This window comes from Paracoccus aerius (genome assembly GCF_014656455.1).
Lineage (GTDB): Bacteria > Pseudomonadota > Alphaproteobacteria > Rhodobacterales > Rhodobacteraceae > Paracoccus > Paracoccus aerius.
The window spans coordinates 1-13,266 of record NZ_BNCL01000006.1; the positions used below are offsets into that span (position 1 = coordinate 1).

Below are 13,266 nucleotides of genomic sequence, written 5' to 3' on the forward strand. Positions count from 1 at the left end.
TCACGGCATCCGCCAGAATGTTCACGCCCCGAAGCATCCGGTCGCGCGCGTCCGTGTTGAACTTCACTTCTTTCGCAGCCATTGGGTTCACTCCTCTCTGAACGCTTTCGGGATCAGGCGGCCTTGGCGATCGCCGGCGTATCCAGCACGCCCATCACGTCGCTTTCCTTCATGATCAGCAGATCCTCGCCATCAAGGCGGATCTCGGTGCCGGACCATTTGCCGAACAGGATGCGGTCGCCGACGCTGACCTCCAGCGGAATCAGGTCGCCCCGGTCATTGCGCAGGCCGGTGCCAATGGCCAGCACTTCGCCTTCCTGGGGTTTTTCCTTGGCGCTGTCGGGGATGATCAGCCCGCCCCCGGTCTTTTCCTGGGCATCGATGCGGCGGACCAGAATACGGTCTTGGAGTGGACGGAACGTCATGTCGTTTTCCCTCATGGACAAACAGATCTTTGAGCGGTTCCTCTGTGCCGGTCCGAGAACCGGAACAGGGCTTGCGCGACCCGTTCAGGCATCGCGCGGGACATGAATTGGCAAAACCGGAAGCGATTTCAAGAGGGGGTCGAGGAAAATATTGGCACTGTCTTCCGGCTGCTGCCAAAACCCGTAACCCTCCCGCAATATCCTGTGATTTCAGCGTGGTCCGCGCCACTGGGGGCTTGACGTGGAGCAGGACTGCGTCAAACCTTGAGGGACATGGATCTGTCACAATGATGCCGAGGGCTTCATGATGGACACTTACCTTTCTGTCGCCCGCGATCTGGTGGTCGAGGGGATGCGGGAAAGCCAGGTCGCGCTTTCCGCGCAGCTTGAATTCCACCTTGCCTCGACCCTGGCCCGCTACATGCACCGCCCGCTGGCGCCCGACCGGCTGACGGTCCGCCTGATGGATGCGGCCCAAAGGGGCGCCAGGAAGGGCGAATCGCGCCAGATCGGGGATGAATGCCTGATCTCCTGCGCGTTCTTCGCGGCGCGGCTGACGCGGCAGGGCGGCACCGTGGTCCATTACGCCGCCGTGGGGCAGACGGCATACGAGATCGCGGGAATGCCGGACGTGGCCAGCGGCTTTCCCGACATGCTGGACGTCCTGCACGCCAGCCGCCCTGCGGTCGAGGATCGGGCGCTGCCGCAACAGGACAATGCCGAGGGCGACAAGCCCGACCGCAGGATCCTGTTCATCTCGCCCAGACTCAACCACTGATCCCTGGCCGGTCTGCTGCGGCCCTTGACGCGGGGCGCCCAGATCATTAGCTAGCTAACGACCAAGGAACCTTTCATGCCGCAATCGCCCCATTTCTTTGACACGCTGCTTCACCTGATGCGCCTGCTGCGCCGCAGCTATGACGCGCGGGCCGAGGCGGTGGGGCTGACCCTGTCGCGTGCGCGCGCACTGACCACGCTGTCGCGGATGGACGGGGCGACCCAGTCCGAACTGGCCGCCGCCCTTGATATCGAGGCGCCGACCTTGAAGCGCCAGATCGACGCGCTTGAAGGCGCAGGCTTTGTCGAACGCCGGCCGGCCGAGGGCGACGCCCGCAAGAACGCGCTGTTCCTGACCATGCGGGGCCGCGACAACGAGATCGTCGAGTTTACCCACCGGATGCGCGCCGACCTGATCGCGGGCATCCCGCCAGCTGATCTGGCCGTGGCGCAGTCGGTGATGGATCGCATCGCCGCCAATATCGCCAGGCTGGACCGCGAATGACCGCCGCAGCCCCCACCCCCGCCCCGACCGCGCCCGCACCGGTGGTCCACCCGCCGCTGCCGGTGCCCCAGGCCCTGGCCTATATGGGCGCAGCCGTCATGCTGGCGCTGTCGCAGGGGCTGGGGCAGGGCTTCGTTTCCGCCAATATCCCGCAAATCGCGGGAGATCTGGGCATCACCACGACCCAGGCCAGTTGGCTGATGGCGGCTTACATGATCCCCCGCGCATCCCTGCCGCTGCTGCTGATCAAGATCCGCACGCAATACGGGCTGCGCCGCTTTGCCGAGGTGGGGATCATCGCCTATGTCGCGGTGGCCCTCGCCTCGGTCTGGATGCAGGATTTCCGGTCCGCCGTGGTCCTGCAGGCGCTGTCGGGCGCGGCGGCCGCGCCCTTGTCCACCTTGGCCTTCATGTACATGCTGGAGCCGCTGTCCCAGCAATGGAAGATGCGCCTTGGCCTGCCCGCCGCGATGGCCGTGATGATGTCGGGGCCGACGCTGGCGCGGGTCGTCTCGCCCGCGCTGATCGGGGACGGGGGGCTTGGCGGCATCCATCTGACCGCGCTTGGCATGGCGATGGTGTCGCTGATGCTGGTCTTTCGGCTGCCGCTGCGCCCGGTGCCGCACATGAAGGTCATCCAGTCGCTGGATTTCCTCAGCTTCCTTTTGATCGGATTCGGCTTTGCAGGGCTGACCATCGGCTTCGTGCTGGGGCCGATCCACAACTGGACCGACGCGCCCTGGGTCGGGGCGCTGCTGGCCGCATCAGTCGCATCACTGGCTGTCGCGGTCGCGGTCGAGCTGAACCGCGAAGCGCCGCTTCTGGACATCCGCTGGCTGGTCAGCCCGGCCATGCTGCACCTGACCGCGACACTGTTCCTGTTCCGGCTGATCCTGTCGGAGCAAAGCGCGGGCGCACCCCGGATGTTCCTGACGCTGGGCGTCCCCCCTTCGCAGATGACCGGCCTGTTCGCGATCATCGTGGGCGCAAGCCTGCTGGGCGGGTTGGCCTGCGTGGCCTGGATGCGCCCAAACCGGGTGGCTGTCCTGCACCTGATCGCGCTGCTGCTGATCGCGGGCGGCGCGCTGATGGACGCGCAGGCCACCATCGACACCCGGCCGGAACAGATGATCGTCAGCCAGGCGCTGATCGGATTCGCCGGGATGCTGTTCCTGCCGCCCGCGATGATGGCGGGGCTTGTGTCGGCGCTTGCGCGCGGGCCGCAGTATCTTCTGTCCTTCGTGATCGTCTTCATCTCGACCCAGTCCCTGGGCGGCGTCTTGGGGTCGGGGCTGTTCACGACCTTTATCAACAACCGCCAGGCGGCCCATTACGCGGTGCTGACCGAACAGATCGCCGTGGGCGACGCGCCGACCATGCAGGCCATCGCGGCGCGGGCCGCAGGTCTTGCGGCGCAGGTGCCGGATGCCGCCTCCCGCAGCGCGCAGGCCGCCGCGCAGATCGCGCAAGAGGCCACGGCCCAGGCATCTGTCATGGCCTATAACGACGCCTATCTTCTGACCGCCCTGATCGCCCTTGGCGCCGCCTTGGCCCTGGTCCTGCACATGCTGCGCGACCGGCTGGCGCTGCGCATGTCGCCCCAGGCAGAACCGGATGTGACACCATGAAGAAAGAAAACCTCCTTCCCACCGTTATCGCCCTAGTGATCGGCGCCGCGGGCGTGCTGCTGCTGCTTTTCGCCTGGCACCTGCCGCCGTTCCAGCCGTCTGAACCAACGACCGAGAACGCCTATGTCCGGGGCAAGGTCACGACCGTCGCGCCCCAGGTCACCGGCTATGTCGCGGCGGTCGAGGCCACGGACTTCCAGGCCGTCAGGGCAGGGGACGTGATCGCGCGGATCGACGACCGCATCCCCCGCCAGAAGCTGGCCCAGGCCGAGGCGCAACTTGCCGCCGCCCGCGCCGCGATGGAGGTGGCGACCCAGGGCGTCGCCTCGGCCGAGGCAGTGCTGCGGGCCAATGAGGCGGGCGTGGCCTCCGCGCGGTCGGCCCTGACGACGGCGCAGACAAGCTGGAACCGCGCAGAGGAACTGCGGACGCGGGGCGTGGCCTCGCAATCGGCGGCGGAGCAATCCGAACTGTCGCTGCAACAGGCTGAAGCCGGCGTAACCCAGGCCGAGGCCCAGGTCGACGTGCAGCGGGAATCGGTGAAATCCGCGCGTGTCGCCCTGCAGTCGCGCCAGGCAGACATCGCCGCAGCCCAGGCGGCGGTGGAACTGGCGCAGATCGATCTGGACAATACCGTGATCCGGGCACCGGCCGACGGGCGGTTGGGCCAGGTCTCGGTCCGGGTGGGGCAATATGTGACGCCGGGCAGCGCGCTTGTGTCCCATGTGGGCACCGAAACCTGGGTCATTGCGAATTTCAAGGAAACCGCGCTGACCGGCCTGCGCCCGGGCGAAGCCGTCCGCTTTACGGTGGACGCTGTCCGCGACGTGGATTTCACGGGCCGGGTCGAGTCCTTTTCGCCCGCGACGGCATCGGAATACAGCCTGCTTGCCGGGACAAACGCGACCGGCAACTTCACCAAGATCGCGCAGCGCCTGCCGGTTCGCATCGCCATCGACCGGGACCAGCCCCATGCCGAGGATCTGCTTCCCGGCATGTCGGTGATCGTCCACGTGGATACCGACAGCGCCCCCCGATGACCTGCCGCCCGGTCGGCCTACCAGGGGATGGGCGTCCCGAACCGGTCCATGAATGCGCCGCTGTCTGCAGGCGTCAGGCGGGCGATGCTGTCCAGCAGGGAGGCTGCGGCGTCTTTCGGATCCTGGACCTGAAGGCCGGTCTTGGCGAAGCCGTCGGACAGCGGCGTCGCCACGGTGCCGGGGTGGAACGCCGCACAGATCGCCTTGGGATGCGTACGGCGCAGTTCGACCGAGGCGGTGCGGATGACCTGGTTCAGGGCCGCCTTGGAGGCGCGATAGGAATACCATCCCCCCAGCCGGTTGTCGGCGATGCTGCCGACTTTGGCGGACAGGACGGCAAGGACCGCGCGGCGGTCGCGGGGTATCAGCGGCAGGAAATGCTTCAGGATCAGGGCAGGGCCGATCGTGTTCACCGCAAAGGACACGGCCATGGCCTGCGGATCAAGCCTGCGGATCGTTTTTTCCGGCTGCATCCCTGGCCCGTGCAGAACCCCGGTCGCCACCAGAACCAGTGTCGGCACGCCGATCTGCCCGATGCGGTTCGCGGCCCGCGCGATGCTGCCCGGATCGGCCAGGTCCAGTTCAGGCCGCGACAGGCCGATCACCTGCCCGGAAAACCTCCCCTGCAGATCGCGCGTCAATGCCCCGCCGATGCCGCCCGAGGCACCGATCACCACTGCCAGATCCTGCTGTTTCATGCATCCTCCGCCCTTGCCCCTGCAGAATAGGGCGCAGCGCAAGGAAAACTACCGGTCGGCCTTCGCCTAATAAAGATCAATGAAACCTTCCTGCACGGCTTCCGGTTTGGAAGACAAGTGTGAACGGGTGGACCATATGCCGGGACGGATCGCTGCGACTGCCGGCTTGTCGTGTCGACCCCCGCTCATCATCGCCAGGATCTCCAGGATGAACAGCCGTTCTTCCGCTGCGCCGTTCCGGCTGCGGAAAGCCATGGGCGGCACAGGAATGCAGGCCACCCGGCCATGACGCTGACGCAGGAAACGGCCGAAAGGATGGCGCAATGAACGATGTTTTCCCCGTGACCCCCCTTGCGCCCTCGGCCCGGCCTGCGCTGATCTGTTTTTCGCATCTCCGCTGGGATTTCGTGTGGCAGCGGCCGCAGCATCTGATGTCCCGCTTTGCCGAAAGTCACCGCCTGTTCATCTGGGAAGAAGCGATTCCCACCGACCATCACCTTCCCTATCTGGAGTTTCATGCCTTCGAAGGCACCAGCGTCCAGTCCATCCGCCCCCGCCTGCCAGCCCAGTGGTCGGTCCAGCAGAAGGATCGCGCCCTGGCGGGGCTGCTGGACCAGATGATGGCCCTGGCAGGAATACGTCGCCCGGTCCTGTGGTTCTATACGCCCATGATGTGGCCGATCGCCCGGCACGTGGATGCGGCGGCTGTGGTTTATGACTGCATGGACGAACTATCCGCCTTCCGCTTTGCGCCGCCCGGACTTGCCGCCAACGAGGCTGCCCTGATGAAGGCCGCGGATGTGGTCTTCACCGGAGGCCAGTCCATCTTCGAGGCCAAGGCCGGACGCCACGGCAATATCCACGTGTTCCCGTCTGCCGTCGACACCTCGCATTTTGCCAATGCCCGTGCCGCCCTGGCGGAACCGGCGGATCAGGCAGCGCTGCCCGGCCCGCGTCTCGGCTTCTATGGCGTGATCGACGAAAGGCTGGATCTTGGTCTGATCGCCGCCCTGGCAAAGGCCCGTCCCCAATGGTCGATCGTGATGATCGGGCCCTTGGCTAAGATCGGCCCCGAGGACTTGCCCCGCGCGCCGAACATCCACTGGCTTGGTCAGCGCGGCTATGACCAGTTGCCCGCCTATCTGTCGGGCTGGGACGTGGCGCTGATGCCCTTTGCCATGAACGAGGCCACGCGGTTCATTTCGCCGACCAAGACGCCGGAATACCTTGCAGGCGGGGTGCAGGTCGTCTCGACGCCCGTGCCTGATGTCGTGCGACAGTATGGCGATCTGGGGGCGGTGCGGATCGCCCCGGATGCCGCCCGCTTCATCCAGGCCTGCGAGCAGATCCTGGCGGGTCAGGGACTGGCGTGGCGCGAGGCCGCCGACCGGATGCTGGCGGATCAAAGCTGGGACAACACCTTCCGGCAGATGCAGTCGCATCTGGATCGCGTCATGCGCAGGCGGTTGCTGTCGTCCTCGCCGCTGCCGGGGGTCGGGGGCCTGCTGGCCCCGGATGGCGTCACCTCCATGCCAGCCTGATGCGCTGCCAACTGCCGACTGACTGCACCCAACTGCCCGGCTTTTGCCAGTCCCGTCCCGTGGCGGCATGATCGGCGACGAAACCTGTGCAGGGCCCGGGGTCACAGCCGGTGCCTTTGCGGTTCCGAATGCGCAGCATCGGCTGATCCGCCTTGTTTTCGTGATGGCCCGGCTGGGGGTAGGACCGGACGAGGCGAACGTCCGCCTGCTGGCCCGCCAGTTGCCGCGCGACCGCTACAGCATCACGGTCATCTCCTGCTTCCGCGACCAGCGGACAAGCCTCCGGACCCATGAACAACTGGCAAGCCTTGGCGTGAATGTGGACACCACGCCCTATGACCTGGGATTCGAGGATACCGTGGACCATCTGCGGCGCAAGCTGGTGCAAGCGGATGTTGTCGTGTCCTGCCAGAACGTCGCCGACATCTATCCCGCGCTTGAAGGCATGGCGGTGCGCCCGCCGCTGATCGAATACGGTGCGCGGGTCAGCGACGCCCTGGCAGGGCCCAAGCATCTGACCGTCCGCTATGTGGGGCCTGGCAACGGCATCCGGGCGGCTGCGGCCTCCGGGATGCCCGGCCGGTCGGACGACGCCGTGGTGATCCCGCCGATGGTGGATCCGCAGGAATTCCGCCCGGAACGCCGCGGCCCTGTCCGGGCCGCGTTGGGCATCGCCCCGGACGACCTGCTGATCGGCTGGGTCGGACGCCCGGATTGCGGGGCCGGGGTTCAGGACTTCATCGCCGCCGCCCTTCGCATCGCCGGCAGTGTGCCCAACGCCCGGTTCGTCGCCGTGGGTGTTCCCGATCCCCTTGTGCCCGAAGACGCGCAGCAGCTTCGCCTTTTGGCCCGACCCTTGGGACGCCGGATGATCTTTGCAGGCGACGGCTGGGACATGCTCGACCTGCTGGGGGCGATGGACCTCCTCTGCTGCCTGCCCCAGGACGGGGAAACGGCCCATGTCCTGGGACATGCGGGCGCAGCCGCCTTGCCCGTGATCGCCGTTGCCGATCACGGAGCCGACCAGCAGATCGCGGAAGGGACCACCGGCCTGTTGGTGCCGGCAGGGGATGCGGGTGCGCTGGATCAGGCCATAATGCGTCTGCTGGGGGATGCCCCGTTGCGAAACCGGCTGGGGGCGGCGCTGCGCGACCATGTGCTGGCCAGGAATGCGGCCCGGGTTGTTGTGCCGCAATGGCAGGCGCTGATCGACCGGGTGCTGGCAGAACGTGCCCCCGCACCCCCGCCTGCCACCTTCAACAGCTTCGTCCTGGGCGGGTGGGAGTCGTCCACCCACCGGCTTCGGTCGGGGCAGCGGCTGGACGTGATCGCCTCGACGGGCCACGACACCCATGCCGCGCAGGATTACCGGCAATTGTCCGGCCTGGGGATCCGGGCCTGCCGCGACGGGGCGCGATGGCACCTGATCGAGCAGAGGCCGCGCCGCTATGACTTTTCCAGCCTGACCGGCATGATCGAGGCTGCCAGGGACACCGGCACGCAGGTGATCTGGGACTTGCTGCATTACGGCTGGCCTGACGATCTGGACATCTGGGCGCCGGCCTTCGTGGATCGCTTCGCGGCCTATGCCCGCGCCGTCGCCCTGCATCATCGCGAGACGACGGATGCCGTGCCCTTCTGGTGCCCCGTGAACGAGATCAGCTTTTTTTCCTGGGCAGGGGGCGATGTCCGATACCTGAACCCCTTCGCCGCCGGCCGCGGGTTCGAGCTGAAGTGCCAGCTTGCCCGCGCCTCGATCGCCGCGATGGGTGAATTGCGCGCCGTCGATCCCCGTGCCCGCTTTGTCCAGGCCGAACCGCTGCTGGCAATCCACCATGACCCGCAAGGCGGCGACCCGACATCCGTGGCGCAGGGCCATCACGAGGCGCAGTTCCAGGCCTTCGACATGATCTCGGGCCGAATCTGGCCGCAACTGGGCGGAGAGCCTGCGTTTCTCGATATTGTCGGGGTCAACTATTACTGGAACAACCAATGGATCCACGGCGGGCCGGCCATCGACATGGATCACCCCGCGTATCGTCCGCTGGCCGACCTGCTGTTCGAGGTCGCGGCCCGCTATGACCGCCCGCTGATGATTGCCGAGACCGGGACCGAGGGCGCGCGCCGCGCGTCCTGGTTCGCCTATATCCGCGATCAGGTTGACGGTGCGCGCAGGCGCGGCGTGCGGATCGAGGGGGTCTGCCTTTACCCCGTCGCCAACCATCACGGGTGGGACGACGACCGGCTTTGCCCGAACGGCCTGCTGGGCCAGGATCCCACGGGCGGCGCGCGAAGCGTCGAATGGCCGCTGGCCCGTGAAATCATGCTGCGGAACAATGGCCTGGGATGACGGAGCGGGAACCCGACGGCTTGGCGGGCCGTTTCGGACAGGATCACCAAGGGGATGGCGACCATGGCAGCCAGGGCGAACTGGAGAGGCTTTCTCAAGGTCGGAGAGGTCAGTTGCCCGGTCGGGCTTTACACCGCTGCGTCGACCTCGGACCGGATCGCCTTCCACACCTTGAACCGCAAGACGGGCAACCGGCTGCGCCGCGTCTTCGTGGACAGCGAAACAGGCGATCCGGTGGACCGCGACGAGCAGGTCAAGGGTTACGAGATCGCATCGGGCGAATACATCGTGCTGGACCCCGAGGAGGTCGCCTCGGCAGTGCCCGACAGCGACAAGACGCTGTCGGTCACCGACTTCATCGGCTGCAACGACATCGACGACCTTTACTTCGACAAGCCCTATTACCTTCTGCCCACCGACGAGGCGGCCGAGGAAGCCTTTGCCCTGATCCGGGAAGGGATGCGTGGAAAGAAGGTCGCGGCCCTGGCGCAGACGGTGCTGTTCCGTCGCGTCCGCACCGTCCTGATCCGCGCCCATGACTGCGGGCTGATCGCCACGACCCTGAACTTCGATTACGAGGTGCGAGACGCGGACGAGGTCTTTGCCGACATTCCCGACCTGCAGATCAAGGGCGAGATGCTGGATCTGGCCCAGCATATCATCAAGACCAAGCGCGGCACCTTCGACCCGCGCGACTTCGACGACCGCTATGAATCTGCCCTGGCCGAACTGGTCAAGGCCAAGATCGAGGGCCGCAAGATCCAGCCGCGCCGCGAACCCAAGCGGGACATGCCGGTCGATCTGATGGCGGCGCTGCGCGAAAGCGCGGGCATAACTGGGCGCAAGACCACGCGGAGCAGTCCAGGCACCAGCAAGCCGCGCGGCGGGGGCAGGAAGGCGCCGTCGCGGTCCTCGGGCAGCAAGAAGGCGGGCTAGGTCATGGCGGGATCGTCGGGGGCGGGCCTGGAAACCTATAACCAGAAGCGCGACTTCACGCAGACGGCCGAACCCCCCGGTCGCAAGGCGGGCAAGACGGGCCGCTCTTTCGTGATCCAGAAGCACGCGGCCACCCGGCTGCATTACGACCTGCGGCTGGAAATGGACGGGGTGCTGAAAAGCTGGGCCGTGACCAGGGGGCCCAGCCTGGTCGCCGGCGAGAAGCGCCTGGCCGTCCATGTCGAGGATCATCCGCTGGACTATGCCGATTTCGAGGGCACGATCCCCAAGGGCAATTACGGCGCGGGCGCGGTGATCGTCTGGGACCGGGGCGACTGGAGCCGGGTCGACGGGGACTATGCCAAGGGCAAGCTGGAAATCGAACTGAAGGGGGAAAAGCTGTCGGGTCGCTGGCATCTGGTGCGGATGCGTCCCAAGCGCGGCGAGACGCGCGAGAACTGGCTGCTCATCAAGTCCGAGGATGCCGCCGCCCGCCCCCCCGACGCACCGGATATCCTGTCCGAGCGCCCGGAATCCATCCAGACCGGACGCACGGTCGAGGATGTGGCCAAGGGGGCCGATGCCCCGTCGAAGCCCGCCAAGCCCCCTGCCGCGCCGCGCCGGAAGCCCCGCGCCAAAGCGGATGCCCCGGTGGCAAAGGCAGCGCCGTCGGCCATGCCCGATTTCGTCGAACCGGCCCTCGCGACGCTGAAGCCGTCGCCGCCCACGGGCCCGGAATGGCTGCACGAGGTCAAGTTCGATGGCTATCGCCTGCAAGCCCGGCTGGAGGGAACCGAGGTTCGGCTGCTGACCCGCAGCGGGCTGGACTGGACCGACCGCTTCGGTCCCGACATCCCGGATGCGCTGCGCGCCCTGCCGGCCCAGCAGGCGCTGATCGACGGCGAACTGGTGGTCGAATCCGGGGCAGGGGCCTCGGACTTCTCGGCCTTGCAGGCGGATCTGTCCGCTGGGCGCAATGACCGCTTCGTGTTCTATGTCTTCGACCTGCTTTACCTGGACGGCCAGGACCTTCGCGACGTGCCGCTGATCGAGCGCAAGGGGATCCTGGAGGATCTGGTGGGCCCGGAACCCGGCCGCGTCCGTTTCAGCGCCCATTTCGGGGAAACCGGGTCGATGGTGCTGCGCCACGCCTGTCGGCTGAGCCTGGAAGGGATCATCTCGAAGGAAGCCGATGCGCCTTATCGGTCGGGGCGGGGGAAAAGCTGGATCAAGTCCAAATGCTCGGCCCGGCAGGAATTCGTGGTGGCGGGCTTTCTGCCCTCGACCACCTCGGACAAGCTGGTGGGGTCGCTGGCCCTGGGTGTCTACGAGGACGGCAAGCTGGATTATGTGGGCCGCGTCGGCACCGGCTTTTCAGCCGCCGTGGCCGAGGATCTGCGCAGCCGACTGGAGGAAATGCGCATCGACAAGAGCCCCTTTGTCCGCAAGCTGACCGCCGACGAGGCGCGGGGCGTCCAGTTCGTGCACCCCGAACTGGTGGCCGAGGTCGAGTTCCGCGCCTGGACCGCCGACGGCCTTCTGCGCCATGCCTCGTTCCGGGGGCTGCGCGAGGACAAGCCGGCAGCCGAGGTGGTGCGTGAAAGCGGCCCCGCCGGGGCGGCCCCCAAGGCGCAGAAGCGCCGGGTGGCCCTGACCCATCCCGACCGCATCTATTGGTCCGACGAGGGGATCACGAAGGAGGGGCTGGCGGACTACTATGCCCAGGTCTGGACCCGGATCGCGCCCTTTATCGTCGGCCGCCCGCTGGCGCTTCTGCGCTGCCCCAGCGGCATCACCGGGCAGAGGTTCTTCCAGAAACACGCCTGGCGCGGGATCAGCAAGCATATCGCCCAGGTCAAGGATCCCAAGGCCAAGGACGAGGAAGCGATGGTCGCCGTCAACAACCTGGACGGGCTGATGGCCCTGGTGCAGTCGGCGACGCTGGAAATCCATCCCTGGGGATCCACCGTCGCGGACTGGGACCGGCCCGACACCATCACCATGGATCTGGATCCGGGCGAAGGAGTGGCCTGGGGCGCGATCATCGCCGCCGCCGAGGAGGTCCGGCAGCGGCTGCAGGACGCGGGCCTTGCGGCTTTCGTCAAGACATCGGGTGGCAAGGGCCTGCACGTGGTGGCCCCGCTTCGGCCCAAGGCCGACTGGCCTACGGTCAAGGCCTTCACCAAGGGCCTGGCCGAGGCAATGGCCGCAGATTCCCCCGATGATTACGTGGCGACCATCACCAAGTCCAAGCGCAAGGGGCGCATCCTGATCGACTATCTGCGCAATCAGCGGGGCATGACGGCGGTCGCCGCCTATTCGACCCGCGCCCGCCCCGGCGCCGCCGTGTCCATGCCGGTCGCGTGGGAGGAACTGGACCAGATCGGTCCCGCCTATTTCACCGTGACAAATACGCCGGCGCGGCTGGACGACCTTGCCCATGACCCGTGGGAAGATTTCCGCACTGCCGCCCGTCCGCTGGAAGGCAAGGCAAGGCGCAGCAAGGCCTGATCAGCGGCTGCTGCGCTTGCCTTCGGCCTGCAGGCTTTTCTTCAGGGCAGTCATGATGTCGATGACATTGCCTTCTGGCTCGTGGGCCTGTGGCTTGGGCTTGGCCGCACGCTTCTTGCCCTTCTTCTTGGCGGCGATGATGTCTAGCAGCCGTTCCTGCACGGGATCGTTCACCATGGAGGGATCCCAATGCGTGGTCTTTTCGCCGATCAGCTTGCGGACAAGGGTCAGGGGCCTGGCCTCGGGCTTGGACTGCGAGATGTCGTCGAAGTAGTCGGCTTCGTCCCGCACCTCGTCGCCATAGCGCAGGGTCCACAGCACCATGCCCTTTCCGCGCGGCTTCAGCATGACCGCGCGTTCCCGGCGATACATCACCAGACGGGATATCCCGACGGTGCCGCTGGCGGCCATGGCGTCGCGGATCACGGCAAAGGCTTCCTGGCCCACCTCGTCCCCCGGCAGCAGGAAATGCGGACGATCATACCAGACCCAGCCGATCGAATGATCGGGCACGAACATGTCGATGTCGATGGTGCGGGTGCTTTCTAGGCCGACGGCCTCGATCTCGGCATCCTCGAGCATGACATAGTCATTCTCGCCGCGCTCATATCCCTTGACCTCGTCATCGTCGCGCACGGGCTTTTCCGTGACGGAATCGACATACTGGCTGACGACGCGGTTGCCGGTCTGGGCGTTCAGGGTGTGGAAGCGGACCTTGTCGCCTTCCGTGATGGCGGGCATCAGGGTCACGGGGCAGGTGACCAGCGACAGTTTCAGATAGCCCTTCCAATAGGTCCGCGGTGCCATGACAGATGCTCCTAGCCAGCCCAATCCAACGGCGGCGAAGGGGCTTTG

General features: G+C 66.6%; 12 protein-coding genes. 8 read left to right on the forward strand and 4 right to left on the reverse strand.

What is annotated here, in order from left to right; all coding sequences use genetic code 11:
- Nucleotides 1-113: 113 nt before the first annotated feature.
- Nucleotides 114-425 (reverse strand): co-chaperone GroES, encoded by a 312-nt coding sequence (locus IE224_RS08800; protein ID WP_191309519.1) that lies wholly within the window; start codon nucleotides 423-425, stop codon nucleotides 114-116.
- Between the two features lie 304 nt (nucleotides 426-729).
- On the opposite strand from IE224_RS08800, the gene IE224_RS08805 reads away from it, so the two are divergent.
- From IE224_RS08805 to IE224_RS08820, 4 genes are all read left to right on the forward strand, one after another.
- Nucleotides 730-1,203 (forward strand): hypothetical protein, encoded by a 474-nt coding sequence (locus IE224_RS08805; RefSeq protein ID WP_167624164.1) that lies wholly within the window; start codon nucleotides 730-732, stop codon nucleotides 1,201-1,203.
- Between the two features lie 75 nt (nucleotides 1,204-1,278).
- Nucleotides 1,279-1,707, forward strand: a complete 429-nt coding sequence (locus IE224_RS08810) for a MarR family winged helix-turn-helix transcriptional regulator (protein WP_167624163.1) — start codon at nucleotides 1,279-1,281, stop codon at nucleotides 1,705-1,707.
- The gene (locus IE224_RS08815) at nucleotides 1,704-3,335 is read left to right on the forward strand and encodes an efflux MFS transporter permease (protein WP_191309521.1); all 1,632 of its coding nucleotides are present in this window, start codon (nucleotides 1,704-1,706) and stop codon (nucleotides 3,333-3,335) included. The genes IE224_RS08810 and IE224_RS08815 overlap by 4 nt, the downstream gene beginning before the upstream one ends.
- Complete coding sequence (locus IE224_RS08820; RefSeq protein ID WP_191309523.1) at nucleotides 3,332-4,375, forward strand: HlyD family secretion protein; 1,044 nt, start codon at nucleotides 3,332-3,334, stop codon at nucleotides 4,373-4,375. The genes IE224_RS08815 and IE224_RS08820 overlap by 4 nt, the downstream gene beginning before the upstream one ends.
- Before the next feature lie 17 nt (nucleotides 4,376-4,392).
- Here IE224_RS08820 and IE224_RS08825 read toward each other — a convergent pair whose 3' ends face one another.
- Nucleotides 4,393-5,073 (reverse strand): SDR family NAD(P)-dependent oxidoreductase, encoded by a 681-nt coding sequence (locus tag IE224_RS08825; protein WP_191309525.1) that lies wholly within the window; start codon nucleotides 5,071-5,073, stop codon nucleotides 4,393-4,395.
- A 66-nt stretch (nucleotides 5,074-5,139) separates the two neighbouring features.
- On the reverse strand, nucleotides 5,140-5,397 hold the full coding sequence (locus IE224_RS08830) for a hypothetical protein (protein WP_191309527.1): 258 nt from the start codon (nucleotides 5,395-5,397) through the stop codon (nucleotides 5,140-5,142).
- On the opposite strand from IE224_RS08830, the gene IE224_RS08835 reads away from it, so the two are divergent.
- From IE224_RS08835 to ligD, 4 genes are all read left to right on the forward strand, one after another.
- Entirely contained in the window at nucleotides 5,397-6,614 is a 1,218-nt protein-coding gene (locus tag IE224_RS08835; RefSeq protein ID WP_191309529.1) for a glycosyltransferase family 1 protein, read from the forward strand. The genes IE224_RS08830 and IE224_RS08835 overlap by 1 nt on opposite strands.
- 67 nt (nucleotides 6,615-6,681) lie before the next feature.
- Complete coding sequence (locus tag IE224_RS08840) at nucleotides 6,682-8,964, forward strand: glycosyltransferase family 4 protein (protein WP_191309531.1); 2,283 nt, start codon at nucleotides 6,682-6,684, stop codon at nucleotides 8,962-8,964.
- A 54-nt stretch (nucleotides 8,965-9,018) separates the two neighbouring features.
- Nucleotides 9,019-9,900 (forward strand): non-homologous end joining protein Ku, encoded by an 882-nt coding sequence (gene ku, locus IE224_RS08845; protein WP_229849301.1) that lies wholly within the window; start codon nucleotides 9,019-9,021, stop codon nucleotides 9,898-9,900.
- 3 nt (nucleotides 9,901-9,903) lie between these two features.
- Complete coding sequence (gene ligD, locus IE224_RS08850) at nucleotides 9,904-12,411, forward strand: DNA ligase D (RefSeq protein WP_191309533.1); 2,508 nt, start codon at nucleotides 9,904-9,906, stop codon at nucleotides 12,409-12,411.
- On the opposite strand, the gene ku (IE224_RS08855) is transcribed toward ligD, so the two are convergent.
- Nucleotides 12,412-13,218 (reverse strand): non-homologous end joining protein Ku, encoded by an 807-nt coding sequence (gene ku / locus IE224_RS08855; protein WP_191309535.1) that lies wholly within the window; start codon nucleotides 13,216-13,218, stop codon nucleotides 12,412-12,414.
- Between the last annotated feature and the right edge of the window lie 48 nt (nucleotides 13,219-13,266).

Bases quoted from the DNA above. Each gene is read 5' to 3' on its own strand.
- IE224_RS08800 (WP_191309519.1), bottom strand. From the start codon at position 425: ATGACGTTCCGTCCACTCCAAGACCGTATTCTGGTCCGCCGCATCGAT.
- IE224_RS08805 (WP_167624164.1), top strand. From the start codon at position 730: ATGATGGACACTTACCTTTCTGTCGCCCGCGATCTGGTGGTCGAGGGG.
- IE224_RS08810 (WP_167624163.1), top strand. From the start codon at position 1,279: ATGCCGCAATCGCCCCATTTCTTTGACACGCTGCTTCACCTGATGCGC.
- IE224_RS08815 (WP_191309521.1), top strand. From the start codon at position 1,704: ATGACCGCCGCAGCCCCCACCCCCGCCCCGACCGCGCCCGCACCGGTG.
- IE224_RS08820 (WP_191309523.1), top strand. From the start codon at position 3,332: ATGAAGAAAGAAAACCTCCTTCCCACCGTTATCGCCCTAGTGATCGGC.
- IE224_RS08825 (WP_191309525.1), bottom strand. From the start codon at position 5,073: ATGAAACAGCAGGATCTGGCAGTGGTGATCGGTGCCTCGGGCGGCATC.
- IE224_RS08835 (WP_191309529.1), top strand. From the start codon at position 5,397: ATGAACGATGTTTTCCCCGTGACCCCCCTTGCGCCCTCGGCCCGGCCT.
- IE224_RS08840 (WP_191309531.1), top strand. From the start codon at position 6,682: ATGATCGGCGACGAAACCTGTGCAGGGCCCGGGGTCACAGCCGGTGCC.
- ku (WP_229849301.1), top strand. From the start codon at position 9,019: ATGGCGACCATGGCAGCCAGGGCGAACTGGAGAGGCTTTCTCAAGGTC.
- ligD (WP_191309533.1), top strand. From the start codon at position 9,904: ATGGCGGGATCGTCGGGGGCGGGCCTGGAAACCTATAACCAGAAGCGC.
- ku (WP_191309535.1), bottom strand. From the start codon at position 13,218: ATGGCACCGCGGACCTATTGGAAGGGCTATCTGAAACTGTCGCTGGTC.